The organism is Escherichia sp. E10V10 (assembly GCF_004211985.1).
In the GTDB taxonomy this organism is placed as follows: Bacteria; Pseudomonadota; Gammaproteobacteria; order Enterobacterales; family Enterobacteriaceae; genus Escherichia.
The window spans coordinates 169,478-187,733 of sequence record NZ_RHJO01000004.1 but is presented as its reverse complement, the minus strand read 5'-3'; the positions used below and the strand labels follow the sequence as shown (position 1 = coordinate 187,733).

20 protein-coding genes and 1 pseudogene are annotated in these 18,256 nt (G+C 49.8%); 5 read left to right on the top strand and 16 right to left on the bottom strand.

Translation table 11 applies throughout. The annotated features are described in order from the left end of the window. Positions 1-21 precede the first annotated feature (21 nt). From D9736_RS09610 to D9736_RS09600, 3 genes are read right to left on the bottom strand one after another with little or no spacing between them, the layout of a single operon-like run. Entirely contained in the window at positions 22-765 is a 744-nt protein-coding gene (locus D9736_RS09610) for a terminase endonuclease subunit (protein WP_130258223.1), read from the bottom strand. Between the two features lie 3 nt (positions 766-768). After that, positions 769-1,842 (bottom strand): phage major capsid protein, P2 family, encoded by a 1,074-nt coding sequence (locus D9736_RS09605; RefSeq protein ID WP_130258222.1) that lies wholly within the window; start codon positions 1,840-1,842, stop codon positions 769-771. Positions 1,843-1,899: 57 nt separating this feature from the next. Next, positions 1,900-2,754: a GPO family capsid scaffolding protein gene (locus D9736_RS09600; protein WP_047667575.1), complete on the bottom strand. Its 855-nt coding sequence runs from the start codon at positions 2,752-2,754 to the stop codon at positions 1,900-1,902. Between the two features lie 173 nt (positions 2,755-2,927). Between D9736_RS09600 and D9736_RS09595 the strand changes: the two genes are divergently transcribed. Continuing rightward, positions 2,928-4,700 carry a terminase ATPase subunit family protein gene (locus tag D9736_RS09595; protein WP_130258221.1) on the top strand — a complete coding sequence of 591 codons (1,773 nt, stop codon included), beginning with the start codon at positions 2,928-2,930 and terminating at the stop codon, positions 4,698-4,700. After that, entirely contained in the window at positions 4,700-5,734 is a 1,035-nt protein-coding gene (locus D9736_RS09590; RefSeq protein WP_130258220.1) for a phage portal protein, read from the top strand. Before D9736_RS09595 ends, D9736_RS09590 begins: the two co-directional genes overlap by 1 nt. A 310-nt stretch (positions 5,735-6,044) precedes the next feature. On the opposite strand, the gene D9736_RS09585 is transcribed toward D9736_RS09590, so the two are convergent. The 11 genes from D9736_RS09585 to D9736_RS09535 form a co-directional block, all read right to left on the bottom strand. Continuing rightward, a complete protein-coding gene (locus tag D9736_RS09585; protein ID WP_240779334.1) occupies positions 6,045-6,707 on the bottom strand; it encodes a hypothetical protein in 663 nt (220 codons plus the stop codon). Between the two features lie 107 nt (positions 6,708-6,814). Beyond that, entirely contained in the window at positions 6,815-7,546 is a 732-nt protein-coding gene (locus tag D9736_RS09580) for a hypothetical protein (RefSeq protein WP_130258219.1), read from the bottom strand. Positions 7,547-7,769: 223 nt separating this feature from the next. Next, positions 7,770-7,976 carry a hypothetical protein gene (locus tag D9736_RS23580; RefSeq protein WP_071987934.1) on the bottom strand — a complete coding sequence of 69 codons (207 nt, stop codon included), beginning with the start codon at positions 7,974-7,976 and terminating at the stop codon, positions 7,770-7,772. Further along, on the bottom strand, positions 7,976-8,428 hold the full coding sequence (locus D9736_RS09570) for a DUF3850 domain-containing protein (RefSeq protein WP_130258314.1): 453 nt from the start codon (positions 8,426-8,428) through the stop codon (positions 7,976-7,978). Before D9736_RS09570 ends, D9736_RS23580 begins: the two co-directional genes overlap by 1 nt. Further along, on the bottom strand, positions 8,428-10,713 hold the full coding sequence (locus D9736_RS09565; protein WP_130258218.1) for a replication endonuclease: 2,286 nt from the start codon (positions 10,711-10,713) through the stop codon (positions 8,428-8,430). The genes D9736_RS09570 and D9736_RS09565 overlap by 1 nt, the downstream gene beginning before the upstream one ends. After that, complete coding sequence (locus D9736_RS09560) at positions 10,703-10,978, bottom strand: DUF5405 family protein (RefSeq protein ID WP_000027664.1); 276 nt, start codon at positions 10,976-10,978, stop codon at positions 10,703-10,705. Before D9736_RS09560 ends, D9736_RS09565 begins: the two co-directional genes overlap by 11 nt. Continuing rightward, the gene (locus D9736_RS09555) at positions 10,975-11,199 is read right to left on the bottom strand and encodes a TraR/DksA C4-type zinc finger protein (RefSeq protein WP_001113264.1); all 225 of its coding nucleotides are present in this window, start codon (positions 11,197-11,199) and stop codon (positions 10,975-10,977) included. The genes D9736_RS09560 and D9736_RS09555 overlap by 4 nt, the downstream gene beginning before the upstream one ends. A gap of 2 nt (positions 11,200-11,201) precedes the next feature. Continuing rightward, positions 11,202-11,501 carry a DUF5405 family protein gene (locus D9736_RS09550; protein WP_130258217.1) on the bottom strand — a complete coding sequence of 100 codons (300 nt, stop codon included), beginning with the start codon at positions 11,499-11,501 and terminating at the stop codon, positions 11,202-11,204. After that, complete coding sequence (locus D9736_RS09545) at positions 11,501-11,725, bottom strand: DUF2732 family protein (RefSeq protein ID WP_000557703.1); 225 nt, start codon at positions 11,723-11,725, stop codon at positions 11,501-11,503. The genes D9736_RS09550 and D9736_RS09545 overlap by 1 nt, the downstream gene beginning before the upstream one ends. 63 nt (positions 11,726-11,788) lie before the next feature. After that, complete coding sequence (locus D9736_RS09540) at positions 11,789-12,289, bottom strand: hypothetical protein (protein WP_000217684.1); 501 nt, start codon at positions 12,287-12,289, stop codon at positions 11,789-11,791. 177 nt (positions 12,290-12,466) lie between these two features. Continuing rightward, positions 12,467-12,823 carry a Cox family DNA-binding protein gene (locus D9736_RS09535; RefSeq protein WP_001576635.1) on the bottom strand — a complete coding sequence of 119 codons (357 nt, stop codon included), beginning with the start codon at positions 12,821-12,823 and terminating at the stop codon, positions 12,467-12,469. Positions 12,824-12,927: 104 nt separating this feature from the next. Here D9736_RS09535 and D9736_RS09530 point away from each other — a divergent pair, with 104 nt between their 5' ends. From D9736_RS09530 to pflA, 3 genes are all read left to right on the top strand, one after another. After that, the gene (locus D9736_RS09530) at positions 12,928-13,239 is read left to right on the top strand and encodes a helix-turn-helix transcriptional regulator (protein ID WP_000072552.1); all 312 of its coding nucleotides are present in this window, start codon (positions 12,928-12,930) and stop codon (positions 13,237-13,239) included. A 93-nt stretch (positions 13,240-13,332) separates the two neighbouring features. Beyond that, positions 13,333-14,328: a tyrosine-type recombinase/integrase gene (locus tag D9736_RS09525; protein ID WP_000023391.1), complete on the top strand. Its 996-nt coding sequence runs from the start codon at positions 13,333-13,335 to the stop codon at positions 14,326-14,328. Positions 14,329-14,359: 31 nt separating this feature from the next. Continuing rightward, complete coding sequence (gene pflA, locus D9736_RS09520) at positions 14,360-15,157, top strand: pyruvate formate lyase 1-activating protein (protein ID WP_000067979.1); 798 nt, start codon at positions 14,360-14,362, stop codon at positions 15,155-15,157. Between the two features lie 78 nt (positions 15,158-15,235). On the opposite strand, the pseudogene D9736_RS09515 reads toward pflA, so the two are convergent. Continuing rightward, positions 15,236-16,665: pseudogene (locus D9736_RS09515) on the bottom strand (amino acid permease). Positions 16,666-16,874: 209 nt separating this feature from the next. After that, a complete protein-coding gene (locus D9736_RS09510; protein WP_130215689.1) occupies positions 16,875-18,023 on the bottom strand; it encodes an MFS transporter in 1,149 nt (382 codons plus the stop codon). Between the last annotated feature and the right edge of the window lie 233 nt (positions 18,024-18,256).

Sequence of the window (18,256 nt, the reverse complement as noted above, 5' to 3'; positions counted from 1 at the left end):
GGCGCGGGGCGCATTCGGTTGTTAACTGGCTTTCTTTTTCGGGCGTCCACGTTTTGCCGGTGTCACGCTCCGGGTCTTACGCGGGGTACGGGTGGCCGCTTTTGGCTGCGGCTCCGGCTTCGGTTTCAGCTCCCGCTCCAGTCGTTCAATCTCTTTTTTGACGCCTGCCTGACAGTCGAGCTGTGTCGCACGTTGCAGATGCGCCAGCGCCCCTGCGGCATCACCAGCGTCACGCAGAAACAGACCGGTGATTTTGTGCAGCTTTGCGCGCACTTCATCAGGCATGTCAGCCGTGGCGGTCAGTTCAAGGGTGTCCGTCAGCAGGCGGGGATCCACAGACTCACCGGCAGCGTGGGCGCGCATGGCCGCGAGCGCGACCTCCTCGGTGAACATGTACGGCGGGGTACGGCGGTGTTTACCCGGCATGGTCAGACCGTACTTCAGGGCATAACGGGCAATCTCCAGCGCACCGGCAATATCGCCGGTATCCAGACGCCACAGCATGACCGTCATCAGAATGTCATCCTGTGCGCCTTTGCCCTGCTCCAGCACGCCGCTCACCCACGGCAACCAGAACGGCAGCAGTTCGCGCTTTTTCGCGGCCTTCAGCTCTTTTGAATAAATCGCTTTCAGTGTGCGCTGGTCTGCGGCCAGCTTGACCAGCATCTGCTCATAGACAGTTGCATGTCGCAGCGGGGCGGCTTCCCGCTGCGCGGTCATCGCTGCCGAGACCCGCATCATGTGGCGCTGTGCGGGACTCGTCATCGGTTACGCTCCCGGCTCTGCGGTCGCTTTAGCCGGTGTGGAGAAATCACCGACCTTAATTTTTTCCACCAGACAACCGGCGGCGTAGTCTTCCACCACGTAATCAATGTTCATTGACTCGTAGTTCTCCACGCGGTCGAGTTTCGGGTTTTCCACAATCACGCGGCGATGGCTGTCATCCATGTAGTAGATGGACAGATTTTCCAGCTTCGTGATGAGCATCGCATCCGCCGGGAAGTACGGAACGCGTACCGCCGGCAGGTTACCGATGCGTTTCTGACTGATGATGACGTCAGCGGCCAGCATTTCGCTGTTGTCCTGCTCCTTGTTGACGATGGGGAAATACTTGTCCGCCAGTAGCTGGCGACCCACAATCACCACAAGGTCAGGGTCTTCCTGATACCACGGTTCAATCAGGTTGTTGGTCGCATCCATCACCAGCGCGTCAAGGCTGGCATAATCACCGCCCTTACCCACGCGGATGACCTCAGAGGTGGTGCGGCCTTCCTCGTCAGTGACCTTGCTCATCACGCGCGCCGGGGCTTCATTGCGGTATTTCTGCAGCCAGCCGACTGCCACATCCTGCAGCATCGGATTGCTGCTGCGGTCAGAGGTTTCGGCACGCTTCACGCCGTTAAAACCGGCCATGATGAAATCAAGGGACTGGCGTTTGATAATGGCGTTACGGATACGGAGCTGGAAATCCTGATAACGCGCCCACAGGTCCAGCGTTTTGTAGCGGATATAAAAATCGAAGTTAACCTGGTCGCATTCGTACTTGTTGGACGCCAGCTTCGAGAAGTCCTTCGGCTGACGCTCGGTGCCACCGGCGGTGTCGGTGGTGCTGGCGATGGAGCCGGTGACACCGATACCAATTTTTTCCCCTTTCATTTCGCTGACCGGCACAATATTGATGCGGGTCAGAAAATCAGAGGACTCCTGCATGGTGTTCATCAGGGTCTGGGTGACCGACGGTTCAACGGTGAATTTTTTCGACACATCACCGGCGTCGATGCCGTTCAGTTCGGCAACACGGGACAGGTAGGCATTAAATTTAAAGCGGGTTTCCTGGCGCATAGTTTTTCCTGAAATTAAGGGTTAATCGTGAAGGTTTTCCCGGACTGACTGACACGGTCAGCAGTTCGTCATCAGGGCGTCACCGCCACCGCCGGTGGCCTTGCTGCGGCGCTGCTGGGTCAGACTTTCGGTGTTGTCGAGACTGTTTTTCAGGCGGGTAAATGCCTGGCTGGTTTCATCCGCCCTGTCAGTCACCTCCTGCTTAAGTGCGGAAAAGGCAGTTTCCATCTCAGCGAGGCGCTGCTCAGTGGCGCTCAGTTTTTCCTGCACATGTTCAGCAACAGCGGTCACCGCTTCATGCACGTCATTCAGACGGGCGTCATCGCTGGCCTGTTTGCGGCCAAAAATGGATTTCACCTTTTCGGTCAGGGCGGTGAATACGGTTTCAGGCAGGTCTTCAAATTCCAGCTCAACGGGCGTTGCCACTGAAATCAGGTTTTCAGGGCTTAATTTGAAGCGGTTCAGGGGGTTGTGTTTTGCCGTGCGGCAGAATTCCAGGTATTCCGTGCCGAGGCTTGCCGGGTCATCGGTGACGGCCAGCCCCACCAGATAACATTTGCCGGTGTTGGCAAAGTTCGGCTGAATTTCCATTGAGGTGTAGACCTTCTGCGCGGCCTTGTTCATCGCGATAAGGTCATCGGTCGGGGTGATTTTTGCAAACAACGCCCATTTGCCCTTCAGCGCCGAATCGTCGTCAATCTTTTCGGCCTTCAGTTCGACCACATCGCCATAACGCTTAAAAATACCGTCAGGCAGGATGCCGCGCAGATGTTCCAGGTTAATGCGGCAACCATAGACACGCGGGTCAAAGGTTTCGGCCATTTCCTGAATATCCTGCGCACTGATGACACGCCCGTCACAGGTGTCACCCTCAACGCCGATACGAAAGAATTTTGAGACTTTTTTTGCCATTGTCAGGAGTCCTGAATAGTGATTAGAGGAGTCACATGTCGGCATCAGTTTCCCGACGATGCGCATCCTCCGCCATCAGTCCCGGATGGCTTATCACTGACACAACAGCACCTTAGCGAATCGCGGGGCGCGACTCAGTAGCCTTGCCGTGTATTCATCACGGCGAGGTATTCATGACCATCACCACAGACACCACTCTTTTACACGACCCACGTCGTCAGGCGGCGCTGCTGTACTGGCAGGGGTTTTCCGTGCCGCAGATTGCCGCCATGTTGCAGATGAAACGCCCGACGGTGCAGAGCTGGAAACAGCGCGACGGCTGGGACAGCGTTGCCCCCATCAGCCGTGTCGAAATGAGTCTGGAAGCGCGGCTGACCCAGCTCATCATCAAACCGCAGAAAACCGGCGGTGACTTCAAGGAAATTGACCTGCTGGGACGCCAGATTGAACGACTGGCACGGGTAAACCGTTACAGTCAGACCGGCAACGAGGCAGACCTTAATCCGAACGTCGCTAACCGCAACAAAGGCGGGCGGCGCAAACTGAAAAAGAATTTTTTCAGTGACAAGGCCATCGAAAAGCTGGAGCAGATTTTCTTTGAGCAGTCTTTCGACTATCAGTTGCACTGGTATCGCGCCGGGCTTGAGCACCGCATCCGCGATATTCTGAAATCCCGCCAGATTGGCGCGACGTTTTATTTTTCCCGCGAGGCGCTGCTGCGCGCCCTGAAAACCGGTCATAACCAGATTTTTCTGTCGGCCAGTAAAACGCAGGCGTATGTGTTCCGCGAATACATCATCGCCTTTGCCCGGCTGGTTGACGTTGACCTGACCGGTGACCCGATTGTCCTGGGCAATAACGGCGCAAAACTGATTTTTCTCGGCACCAACTCCAACACCGCACAGAGCCATAACGGCGACCTGTACGTCGACGAGATTTTCTGGATCCCGAATTTTCAGGTACTGCGTAAGGTGGCATCAGGTATGGCCTCACAGAGTCACCTGCGCTCGACCTATTTCTCCACCCCGTCCACGCTGGCGCACGACGCCTACCCGTTCTGGTCGGGTGAACTGTTTAACCGGGGACGCGCCAGCGCCGCCGAACGCGTGGAAATCGACGTCAGTCATAACGCCCTTGCCGGTGGGCTTCTCTGTGCAGACGGCCAGTGGCGGCAGATTGTCACCATTGAGGACGCGCTGAAAGGCGGCTGCACGCTGTTCGACATTGAGCAGCTCAAACGTGAAAACAGCGCCGACGATTTTAAAAACCTGTTCATGTGTGAATTTGTTGACGACAAGGCGTCGGTATTCCCGTTCGAGGAGCTGCAACGCTGCATGGTCGACACGCTGGAAGAATGGGAAGACTATGCGCCGTTTGCCGCGAATCCGTTCGGCTCCCGCCCGGTCTGGATTGGTTACGACCCGTCACACCGTGGCGACAGTGCCGGATGCGTGGTGCTGGCACCGCCGGTGGTGGCCGGTGGCAAATTCAGAATACTTGAGCGTCACCAGTGGAAAGGCATGGACTTTGCCACCCAGGCGGAATCCATCCGCAAACTCACCGAAAAATATAACGTCGAATACATCGGAATTGATGCCACCGGCCTCGGTGTCGGCGTGTTCCAGCTCGTGCGCTCGTTCTATCCCGCCGCGCGCGACATCCGCTACACGCCGGAAATGAAAACCGCAATGGTGCTCAAGGCCAAAGACGTTATCCGCCGTGGCTGTCTGGAATATGACGTCAGCGCCACCGACATCACCAGCTCGTTTATGGCTATCCGCAAGACCATGACCAGCAGCGGACGCAGCGCCACCTATGAGGCCAGCCGCAGCGAGGAAGCCAGCCACGCCGACCTCGCCTGGGCGACCATGCACGCCCTGTTAAATGAGCCACTCACCGCCGGTATCAGCACCCCGCTGACATCCACCATTCTGGAGTTTTACTGATGAGTAAGAAAAAAGGGAAAACACCGCAACCTGCGGCAAAAACAATGACCGCCAGCGCCCTGAAAATGGAGGCATTCACCTTTGGCGAGCCGGTGCCGGTACTCGACCGCCGTGACATTCTGGATTACGTAGAATGCATCAGTAACGGCAGATGGTATGAGCCGCCGGTCAGCTTTACCGGTCTGGCAAAAAGTCTGCGTGCTGCCGTGCATCACAGCTCACCGATTTACGTCAAACGCAATATTCTGGCCTCGACATTTATCCCGCACCCGTGGCTTTCCCAGCAGGATTTCAGCCGCTTTGTGCTGGATTTTCTGGTGTTCGGTAATGCGTTTCTGGAAAAGCGTTACAGCACCACCGGTAAGGTCATCAGACTGGAAACCTCACCGGCAAAATATACCCGCCGTGGTGTGGAAGAGGATGTTTACTGGTGGGTGCCGTCCTTCAACGAGCCGACACCTTTCACGCCCGGCTCCGTGTTTCACCTGCTGGAGCCGGATATTAATCAGGAGCTGTACGGCCTGCCGGAATATCTCAGCGCCCTTAACTCTGCCTGGCTGAATGAGTCGGCCACGCTGTTCCGCCGCAAGTATTACGAAAACGGCGCACATGCCGGATACATCATGTACGTCACCGATGCCGTGCAGGATCGCAACGATATCGAAATGCTTCGCGAAAACATGGTTAAGTCGAAAGGCCGCAACAACTTTAAAAATCTGTTTCTCTATGCCCCGCAGGGGAAAGCCGACGGCATTAAAATTATCCCGCTCAGTGAAGTGGCAACGAAGGACGATTTTTTTAATATCAAAAAAGCCAGCGCCGCTGACCTGCTGGACGCGCACCGCATCCCCTTTCAGTTGATGGGCGGCAAGCCGGAGAACGTCGGGTCGCTGGGTGATATTGAGAAAGTGGCAAAGGTCTTTGTCCGCAATGAACTTATCCCGTTACAGGACAGGATCCGCGAGATAAACGGCTGGCTCGGTCAGGAGGTCATCCGCTTTAAAAACTACTCACTGGACACTGACAACGGCTGAACATCGCCGCCTGCGGGCGGCTTTTTACACCCCGTCATCACGCCCTCACACGCTCACCACCGCACAAAACATCCCGCAGACCCACCAACGCCCCGGCGCACAATCCAAACGCCGTCACGACGCGCTCAGACGCTGAAAAAATAAAATCAGCACCACCGCCAGCGCGCAGTGCTTTCCCCGCCTCGCCCGCCCGCTTCATGGGTCGGTTTTAATGCAGTTGCACAAACACGTCGGAGACGCGCCAGCACTGGTGGCGCTCACTCACTGCAGGGGAGGAAAAACCATGCAATTTGATGCTATTTAATGCGTCTTATATATCCATATCTTTACCATGCATTTCCTTATACATCTCCCGTATTTTTATTTGTTTTTCATAGTTAGCTTTCATCATTCTCAACAACACTTTAGGTATCCTTAGTTTGTATTGCTTCATTGATGTTTTAACCACAAAGAAACCACTTCGGAAAGTTGGACTCCCATTAACACTCAGTTCATGATAGAACTTCATATTTTTCTGACTTGCAGCAGGATAAAAAGCAAACTCCCATACTTCGCCTATTTGGCATAAAGAATACGGGATTCGTAGCCCATTAGCTTTTAGTTTGTTTATATTGATGTGACCATCTACCCCACTAATTTCCAAACAAAACTCTTGTATATGCGCCGAAACACTCCGCATATTCTTCACTTCAACATTTGCACAGTAATTTTCATTATTATCGCTCGGGTAAGGCTTATAGAATAAAGCTAATTTTTCAATATTATTTTGTGATGATTGATATGTCGCATACAGTGAAACAATTACTGCTATTGATGTTGCAATTCCTGAGACCCATCCGCCTATCATAGTTAAATAAGCAACAGCATCTTTATGCTCTGGTTTCGACCATTCAGCCTGAATAGAACCTAGCCATAAGCCGAGAACAAAAATACAAACACCGACAAGTACAAATGTAATCACTTTCCAAAGCATTTTTCGGCCTCAATTTAATTTAGTCTAACGCCTCGCGTGGCTCGTTGTTTAACCCCGCCAGCACTGAAAACAAGTTTCAGTACTGGCGGCGTTTGTCACTATATTGTTTAATTGTCGAGTATCGAATCGACCTCACCCGTTCGCACGTTGACGCGCGCCGCTACGGTCTGCTTTACCACTCCACCATAAGCATTAGTGCCGCGAAACGTGGTTTTCACAATGGCGTGCGGGTCTTTATTCAAAACCAAATGATATACCGTTGACACATGTTTATAAGATGAATCATCGTTCATATTATCTTTAATTAGTTTTTCCAATGGACGATAAGAACCATCCCAACCACTAAAATTACTCTGAAATGTATCAAGATTGATTTTATTGTTTAGTGAATCCGGGGCATTTTCATAATCATTAAAGCACCACCCAAGAACATCACCGAGTTTCAACTCATCATCTTTGGTAAATGTATACTCACTCATGCAGGCATAAAATGCATCTGATGCGGTGACTGGCACTTCCTTAAAATCAATGTAACTATTCACAATATCGTGTCGTGTTTTCTTTGACTCGTTCCGATATTCCTTGAGTGTTTTTTCACCATATTCGAATGTTTTTTGGACTTTGTGTTCTGCAACGGTTGATGTTTCAGTTTTGGCAACTGGCTGGCTTTTTTCTGTTGGATAGAGTATTGAACCAATTATGCTCAATACAAAACCTCCTCCGAGATAAACCGCACTTGCACGTTTGCGGTTTGGCATTCGCACCAGTGATGGCTTGATTAACCCGATGAAGAAAGCAACGAAAAAAGCGAGTGATAGAAAAGCGATTATAGTATCCATAGCTATCCTTTTTGCATCATCCACATAAAAAATCGACCTCATGTTAGCAACAGGATGCTTACTTTTGAATATTTGTAAGTTGTTAGCTCTCCAACCTAACTCCTTTCAACCGTCAAAAACCGGCACCAACGCAGTAAAAATATGTCTGTCAACTAACGCCTCGCTTCGCTCGTTGTTCAACCCCGCCAGCCCTGAAAACAAGTTTCACGACTGGCGGCGTTCTCTATCGTCTGCGTGGTGGTGGCGTAACTCTTGATTGACCGATATGATTAAACCGCCCGTAATTATCCCGGACTATTTCGGCACACCCGACCAGCTCATCGGGCGTCAGATTTTCGTTGACCATAATCCGCTGTAAACGCTGAACAATAGCCATCAGCTTGATATTTTTAGTTTTATGGTGCGGTATCTCGCCTGGTATTCTGTGCATTATCCAAGCCACCCGTTTTGCTGTGCACGCTCCATCTGTTCATCTGAATAGTTCCATGCTCCATCCGTGGCAACCATTGCCCCGCCAGACATCCCCGTCTCTGGTTCATACATAACAGCAAGGCCGAGCTGATGCATAATTTCATGATTAATTCTGAATACCAGACCACGCTCACTAAGTTCTTTCCAGTTCACAATCTCATATGCGCCTGTATTAAGCAGCTCAATACTTAGCAAGACATAATCTTCCAGCCAGTCTGACAGGTCAGTAACATCTGTTATCCGGGCTTCAACCTTTCGCCCCGTATACACACCCTGCCCCCATTCATGCAAAATCAACGTGTCCCCGTGCTCATAATTACGGTCATTTTTCCGAAACTCTGCGCGTTTCTTTCCTTCCAGCACAAGGTCGAAATATTTTGCGTGCAGCTTTACCTCGTGAATTTTTGCCATCATCTCCACTCCATTACTGTTGAGAATCCCGGCCACTCATCAGCGACCGGATACGTGAATTTTTTCCCGTCATAATTTACGGTCGCGCCACGCGCCAGCGCCTCAAGCTCCCATCGCTGCGGCCTGATACCCTTCTGAGCAAGGTCAACGCGGATACGGGTAATTTGCATTCTTTCCGACCGGGTAAGTCTGGCCGATGGTGCAATTTCATGTGGTTTTAACGGGCTTCCGTTTCTTTGCTGACGGTTTGGTGTTCTCAGGTCGTGTTTTAATGCGCCCCTGAGCGCCCTCACGACCTCCGGGTCATTCCATTCGATAACACCATCATCAACCAGATTAAGCACTGCTGCGGCGTGTTCAGAAGGTGTGGGAGCCGGTAACGAAGTATCACCACCGGTGAGCTTTCCACAGTTATTGACAGGACTCCGAGGCGCGGCGATGCCGCTTTTTAAAGTCAAAGGCTCAACGACCGGCACTTTCGGCACAATGCGCCAGTCCGTCGTTCTGGTGATATGAATATGACGCGCGCCGAGATGCGGCGCGTAAATGCCGACCACTCTCTCGACTTCTTCCTCGTACTCGTTAACGTCATCCGACGGGCTACGGGCGACCCTGACAGTCTGACAATCGCGCGGGACATTTGCCCCGCCCTGCGCGCTGATATACAACGCAAAATCACCACTGTCTGCAGCGGCGCGTGCAGCCTCGACGCGCTCGTCAAACTCATCAGCAATGCTGACGCCGCGAGGCAATTTGCGTAGTTCACGGTAAGCCCCCATTGTCGGCAGACCAACCGTTTTAAATTGCGGGATGCGCCACGTTGACGCCCATGCGGTAACAGCCGCGGCAGTGTCTTTCAGCGGTCTGCCGGTATCATTATCGAGCTGACCATCCAGTGCATAGCCGTCGATATTTTTTGAGATGTATTTCGCGATATACCCCGCAGCACCGCCCCGGTTAAGGTGTTTCGCCTGAAAACGGTTTCGCGCGGCTCCTCTTTCGTCGCCATCCTCTTTGAGCGCATAGCGACGCATGATTTCGATAATCTGGTTACGCTGGCGTGGATTACAAAAAAGCATCATATGCCAGTGCGGCGTTCCGTCGTGGTGTGGCTCAACGACACGCAAACCGTAGGCCTGTAAATCATTATCTTTGAATGCCGTGCGCATCAGGCTCCAGATACGGCAGAGATAACGCTGCGCATCCTTTGGATTAAATGCCTCATGGTTCCAGCCGTGATTAAGCTGGACGGTTTTACTTTCGCCTTTTCCGACCTGACGTGTCGGGTGATACTTTGACGGCGCGGTCAGCGTGATAAACATCCCCACATCACCCTCTGCGGCGGCGTAACGCTCAATTCCGGCGATGGTGTTCATCAGCTCCATCCGGCGAATTTCTGGATTAGAAATACTGCCCATCACCTTACTGATAAGGTCGATGCGCTCGCCGGTTTCCCTGTTTTCGAGGTCACACGATTTAAGAAATTCCAGATTTGCCTGGCGGCGTGCACGCACATCACGAATGGCGTGTTTACTGGCATAAGGAGAACGGTCTTTATTGACCTCCCCGACAGCAATCAGTAACGCCTCATGCCAGCGCATACGCTGGCCTTTAAGCTGATGAGTCCACCACTCATCGTTAAACAGGCGGGCAATGGCAGAATATGCCTGCCTCGTGGTCATCTGCCCTTTACGGTATTTTTTCCAGTAGAGCGGGGAAATATTGAAAGCACGTGCAGCACCAGCAACATGACCATACAGGTGAGCCTGCGCCTCATCCGTAAACAGCGATTCTTTCTCGCCATGTGCATCAACCCAGGCATCGCAGAGTTCCTCATACATCATGAAAAGCTGCGATGAGATACGGGCAGCAAACTTTTTCAGCTCCTTGTCATTCATTCCAGGCAGGCGCGCATAGTGGTCACGCTCTGCCAGAAACAGCAACGACGCGTCGGTATTCATTTCATGGCGCTGATTCACGCGCTCAATGCGCGGCCATAAACGACGCTGAAAAGTGGATGTGAGGAAATAAAACCCGTGCACCGGGCTTTTATTGCGCCGAATGTAGTCATAGCGTGAAGTAAACAGCGAGCGCAAAAAGTAAGGCAGGCGGTTAATCGTGGATAAAACACCTTGCACCTGACGCATCTCGTCACGTGTAAGGGGTCTTTCGCGCCCGACAGCCTCGCGTGGCGCGTTCCATGCATAAGCACCGGTAAACGTCTTACCGGTGCCTGCGGCAAATGCTGACGGAGGGACAAAACGCCCGGAGGCTTTAACGGCCATATGAGCCAAAAGCCTCTGAACAACGCTTGCTGAGTTGCTCAACCTGCGCGTTTAAATCAGCAAAAGACTTTGCGCTTCCGGTCAGAATATCGTGATGCATCAGGCCGGAAACGAGCTGGCTTAATTTCGGGTAATAACCAACCACCGCCAGCCATTCCTGACCGGCGTTTTTACCGCTTTCAGCTCTCTTTTTCTCGTGGAGAATAAACTGAAAGCTGTCACTGGTAACGACATAACGTTCGCCAATTTCAATACGAATACTCATGCCGTTCTCCGGTAATGTTTGTTTTTTGCTTCAAAGACTGACTGACAGGAAACACAACGCGTGGCTGACGGATAAGCCGCACGACGGGCAGCAGGTATTGGCGCGTCACACTCTTCGCAAACCAGCGCAGAAGCACCGCAATGTTTTACCCTTGCCGCGTTAATCTGGCGCTCCAGTAATTCAGCCTGTTGTTCCTGAATAAAATCTACGTTGTCCGGCATTATCAGCTCCTTTTATCGTTAAGTTTCCTGGATACATCAGCGCAATAACTGGCAAGTTCTGTCGTTAATTTTGTCAGTTCATCCACTGAGGAAATTTGCTTGTGGAATACAGCGCGTTTAACAAGTAAATTGACCACATCAGACAGGAGGTTTAATTCATTCTGATAAATCGCGATAACAGATTCAGTTATGTCGCGTTTTTCTTTATCAAGACAAAGTTGAATAAGAGACAAATCGCCATTTTTCATAACGGAGATTTTTAAGGCATTGTTCAGTAATACAACTGAATGAGAACAGGACATCAAAGCACCTCCCCGCGAGACAATCCGATATTGTGAAATTTTTCCGACTCCTGACTGAGCAGCTCGACTATCTCCACGCGGGATAACTCCGCCTTTGTGATGTGGCGAATCATGGCGTCAAGATGAGAAGAAAAGCGCGTCGCAGCGTCGGCCTGTGCTTCGGTTCTGGCCTGTTGCAGCAGTAATGCGTATTTACCGCACTGATTTTCAGAAACTGTATGCATGACTTTCTCCAGGCAAAAAGAAGCCCCGCACGATTAAGTGCGTTAAAAACTTTGGTTAATTACTTAATGCAGATATTGCTCTGGTTTTACCGACGTCAGAATTGTCGGCGCATACTCAAACAGACTGAATAATTCACGTAATGCACGGAATAAAGCATCACGCCAGTAACATGATTCCTCATTAATTCGCCAGTATGGCTGGTTAAATTCTTTTTCTGTCAGTCGTGCGTGCATAAATAAAGTGCGACGCTGACTGACTGTTAAAAAACTAATATATGCATACTCACTTGCGCCAACCTGACGGCGTTTTGAGAATGCCCCACGCAATTCATCAATTGCACATACCAGTCGTTCACGTTCGACGTCGTTCATTTCTTCAAAACGCATCGTTGCGTGACGCTGTTTTAACTGCGCATGGAAGCAAACCGTTAGCCGTTCACGTTCCATCATCTGGTTATAATAATCGCATGTCTCCTGCCAGCGAGGGACGGCCAGATGCTTACCAATTATCCGGCGCATAGTTGCTGGCTGTTTTTCAACAAGATTGAGCGTCATCACTGTCATTTCCATACCCTCCGGCTTTTCAGAAAGGTCAGAGCCTTTTTTAACGGACTCTGTTTTTTGGTGCGGATAATGATTCCCTTGCGTCCCTTCCCGTGGGTGATGGTGAAGTCAATCGCCCTGGGGCTTTCGTTACGCAGTAACTGAGCAATACAACGCGGCTCCTTCATCCTTTCCACCTTAAGCCGCACGGCCATGTCTTGATTTGCTATAACTAATGCGATTTTTCCAGTCGTGCCATTCTGATGGAGCTTCATCGACTAGCTGTGCTGCGTACTTGTCCCACTCACGACGATTAATCCATAACTCAGCATGACCTCCCGGCTTTAATGGGTCTGCCATGTAAAAGGCAGGCAGCTTGCCTGCTTTCGCCATTTCAGCTACAGCGCGAGGCGTCTTACCGATGTAAAGAGCAAAACCCTCTTTCGAGAGTAGATCCGACGGTGCGGCAGCGAGCTTGATGTCACATTTTTTACTTTTTGTGAGATCAGATACTTTTTCTCCAACATCGTTATTCATTTCTGATCCAATACTCATTTTGATATCCTCAACTTTGGTGCCATTCAACCAGAGCTATTTGAAGCCGCTCTGCGTTGTTCTGGCTTGTCGCATGCAACATAAATTACGAGATACGACAATTCATGTCAAATACACAAATCACATCTCAAGCAGAGAAACTCGCACTTATTAGGGAGTCAGAAAGGATGACAAGGAAGCAAGTCGCTGAATTAACTGGGATTAACTACAACACCTATGCTGGATATGAGCAGGGAAAAGTAAAGATGTCTTTTGACGCAGGTATGAAATTTTTCAAGCCAGAAAGATTTCGCAAGTACCGTGACTGGTTCATGTTTGATGAAACTGATCCCGCTGGCGGACAAATAGCCCCGGCGCTCGCGCACATTGGGCAAGACTCAACAACCTTGCACCACTCAGACCAAAAGACTGGCTGACGATTTATTCAGCATATGTGTGCAGTAAATGTACGAAAGAAAATTGCATTAATTTTCAAGTAGTAGAAGTAAACAGCGTCATCGGAGGGCTTTATGTCTATTAAAAAGCTCGATGATGGTCGTTATGAAGTGGACGTCAGACCGCAGGGTGCAGATGGAAAACGTATCAGGCGGAAATTTAAAACTAAAGGTGAAGCCCAGGCATTCGAGCGTCATGTCTTGGTTAACTACCACAACAAAGAGTGGTTGGAGAAGCCGGCCGACCGCCGAACTCTTACAGAGTTGTTAGGCAGATGGTGGATATATCACGGAAAATCACATGAGCGTGGAGATATTGAACGGGGGCGTTTGACGACAATAATCGCCAAATTTGCAGAAATGGGAGTGTCCAGAGCTGACCAGCTAACAAAGAAAACGATAACTGATTATCGCGTTGTAATGATGAACGATGGTCTAAAACCAGCCAGCGTAAATCGGCATCTGGCAATAATGAGCGGGATGTTCACCAAGTTAATTGACGCCGGTGAATACCATTCTCACAACCCGTTCCGTGAGGTTAAGCGATTACGTGAAGCTGTTACAGAAATGGCTTTTTTGTCCAGTGAAGAGATTACACGGCTGTTATCCATGCTCGATGGTGATGAATTAAATGCGACTCTGGTCTGCCTTTCTACTGGTGGACGCTGGAGTGAAGTGTCTAATTTAAAAGCTGAACACATCATTAACCAGATGGTTACGTTTATGAAAACTAAAAACGGAAAGCGCAGGACAATTCCCGTTTCGCAGGACCTGATTAAACGGATCAAGACCAAAAATTCAGGCAGGCTTTTTAATGCCAGTTACTACAAAGTGCGCAACGCTCTCAGGGAAGTAAAACCCGATTTACCTGACGGACAGGCAGTGCATGTTTTGAGGCATACATTTGCCACACATTTTATAATGAATGGAGGTAACATAATCACATTGCAGCGCATCCTGGGTCATTCTAACATTCAGCAAACTATGACCTACGCACACTTTGCACCGGATTTCTTACAAGATGCAGTGACTCTTAACCCGGTGTCAGGAATGTCCATAATGCGTCCATAAACCAGAGTTAACTAGAGCCAATTGAAGCGATATGAGTAATTTAACTAATTGTAATACAACAGAAAATACCGCTACGGCGGGGGCTACCAAGTCAGTTATTGGTCGCATTCACTCCTTTGAATCCTGTGGAACCGTAGACGGCCCGGGTATTCGCTTTATCACCTTTTTCCAGGGCTGCCTGATGCGCTGCCTGTATTGCCATAACCGCGACACCTGGGACACGCATGGCGGCAAAGAAGTTACCGTTGAAGATTTAATGAAAGAGGTGGTGACCTATCGCCACTTTATGAATGCTTCAGGCGGTGGCGTTACCGCATCCGGCGGTGAAGCAATCCTGCAAGCTGAATTTGTTCGTGACTGGTTCCGCGCCTGCAAAAAAGAAGGCATTCATACCTGCCTGGACACCAACGGTTTTGTTCGTCGTTACGATCCAGTGATTGATGAACTGCTGGAAGTGACCGATCTGGTAATGCTCGATCTCAAACAGATGAACGACGAGATCCACCAGAATCTGGTCGGCGTTTCCAATCATCGTACGCTGGAGTTCGCCAAATATCTGGCGAACAAAAATGTGAAGGTCTGGATCCGCTACGTTGTTGTCCCAGGCTGGTCTGACGATGACGATTCAGCGCATCGCCTCGGTGAATTTACCCGTGATATGGGCAACGTTGAGAAAATCGAGCTTCTCCCCTACCACGAGCTGGGCAAACACAAATGGGTGGCGATGGGTGAAGAATACAAACTTGATGGTGTTAAACCACCGAAGAAAGAGACCATGGAACGCGTGAAAGGTATTCTTGAGCAATATGGTCATAAAGTAATGTTCTAATTTCCCCGTAAAGCGGCAACTTTATTGAGTTGCCGCTTTGTTATTCCGCGCTTCATTCTGCAGAACTAACCACAATGATTAGTCCGTATTCGCTTTACGAGCCAATAGCGGGAATATCAACCCCAACCCCACCAGCACAAATGGTGTAGCGATATTCAGCGCTAGCTGGAAGGTCCACTCTGCAGTGAAGGCTTCCATTTTCGGGAAGATCCCCGTCAAACAGGCAAAAGCAGTAAAGGCAAAACACCAAATCCCGACAGTCATCGCCAGAGACTTATTACGAATAAAGACATATTCCGGTTTATATTTCTGCGCCAGGCGAACTACTGCAATAAACGCCACGAACACCCACAAATAACGCAGTGGCATCACTACTGAGTTCAAATTGAGCAGCCATTTGTAGAGATTATTCATGTCACCAATACCCAGTGTTGGCAGCATAATCAGAATCGCCACCAGCACCAGGGTCAGTAGATAACCATTAACCGGTGTACCTGAATCATTGGTCCGGCACAATCTGGCAGGAATATATTTACTATCCGCATCACCTAATAACACTTTCAGAGGAGCATCGATGGAGAACACCAGAGCGGCGACTTGTCCCAGGGTATTTGCAATGGCGTAAATCACCATCAGGTATTCCCCATGTTGTAATACTCGCCCAGCTTCTGAAAAGCGTAATACTGACCGTTAGTCATTAAGTCATCAGGAATATTACGCGAGTCAAACATCATCCCCATTGCGAGAGAGCCCAGAATGGCACAAACCGCAACCATCACCGCCAGGCATAGCATCCCTTTTGGAAATTCTTTTCCTGGGTTGCGCGTTTGATTAACGTAGGGAGAAATCTTCTCTGCACCGCCAACCGCGAAAACCAGCATTGAAATAGTGGTAATGTAGGTAAAATCGATATGGGGAATGAACGTTTCCCAGGTAATGTTCGTGGTCGCAATATGCACTTCAGTAATCGCAGGCGCGGTTACTGCCATCGCCACATACAGGAGCGACATGATAAACATCGCAATCCCTGCCACAGAACCGACGATTTTCAGCGATTTCATACCACGTGAAGCGATCCACATAAAGAAGACAAACAGCACCAGCGTTAACCCCTGTAACGCTACGACTGAATATTCTTTGATTAACGAACCGTCACCTTTCATCGCCCAGCCGAGCGCAATCAGAATGGCCTGTGGTTTTTGTGCCAGATAGGGTATATGCACCACCCAATAGGTCCACGCGGCAAGATAAGCCAATCCGGGGCCCATTGTGTGTTTAATCCAGGTACTGACTCCGCCTTTCCCATCTTTAAAAGTCGACCCCAACTGACCGACAATCAATGCATATGGTGTAAAATAGAGCGCAAATATAAACAGCCATGAAAAAACAACGACCAACCCCTGGTTGGCATAATTATTAACAACATTGCCAAATCCCCAAACCGTAATAAAAGACATCAGTGCAATGTTGTACCAGCGCAACTGTTTTTCCTGAACGTTCCCAGCCATAGACCGATCCTTCGCTATTTTTTTAATAGATATCTGTAAAACGAGGGATTATGCGCGGCTAATAAGAAGTACGAAAATAGCGGAACGAAAAATTATAACCTGCTGCACACTTTATTTTTCCATAAATGAAATTTGGTAAAAGCAAGTTGTATGGAGGAAACAAAAAAACAGAGTGTGATACAGCATGTTCACACTCTACACTAATTCATTTACACATGAGCGACAGGTTTGGGTGTATGACCGGCGTTACGCAGCAGCATCAACAAGTAGATAAATGACACACTGGCAATCATAATAAATAACAGTTTATCGGAAAAATTCTGCATCAGTATGGCGGTAAAAGACGGACCAAGCAGACTACCGACTGTATAACTCAACAGTAAAGCCTGATTCATCGCCACCAGTTGATGATGTTCAACCTTCTCACAAGCCCAGGCCATCGCTACTGGATACAGCGTGAACCCCGCAGCACCGAGAATAAACAATGAAGGCGCCATCGCAGCCTGGCTTAACATTGCAATACTACCAAGAATGACAACAAAAACCTGAACGCGCAGTACCAGTAGACGACCAAATTTATCCGCCAGACGCCCAATAGGCCACTGCCCAAGGATTCCTGCGCTGACCAGTACAGCCATCCAGAAACCGATGCTGGCGTTATTGATCCCCTGATGGTTAAGATACAATGGCATCAGACCATACAGAGAGCCCAGGACAATCCCGGAGATAATACAGCCATTGACCCCAAGCCGTGCCTGACGAAGTTTAAGCATTGATGTAATCGGCGTAGCCGGATGTTTTTCCGTTTGCTGATTCAGAATACGAGTAAACAACAACGGTAAGATGCCTGCCAGTATCAAACCCGTTGCCCACGGTAACACGGCCATCAGCTCAGTCGACACTTTGCTGACCAGTAACTGGCCTAAAAACGTCCCCACGTAATAAACCATCATATACGCAGCAAGCAGCCGCCCACGGTTACGGGACGTCCCACTGCACATCAGCGCGCTTTCAACCACGACCCAAATCATTGCGCAACCAACGCCTGCAACGAAACGCCAGGCAAGCCAGCTCCAGAAGCCAATCATTAGGCCAAGCCCGGCACATCCAGCCGCAAAAATAAACGACGCCAGATAGTAACTACGATTAAACCCAAATCGTTTAATGACATACCCTGTTAGCAGGGTACCAACGAGGTTACCTGTAAAATATGACGAGCTGACAACGCCGACCTGCCATGTGGGCAAGTGTTCCTGAGCGAGCCATAGAGGCACGAGCGTATTCAGCACCGCAATCGCCAAAGTCAACAAAAGCAGGCCAGACAGCAAGAGCATGACAGGCCGGGTATACGTGGACATGAATTAAAACCGTGAGGAAGTTCAAATTTCATGCGCATCATGCCACCAACCAAAACATTGTCAATGGGGGAAAATACGTACATAACGCAGCGGCTGTATTATCGATTTATATTACTCATTCATAACACTAATAACGAAAAGATAATCAGCCTCATCTAATTGTTTTTATTGATCTAACATAAAGTTCATATGGTTAGTTCAGTCGAAAAATTTCATGGTCACAGCAAACCTGA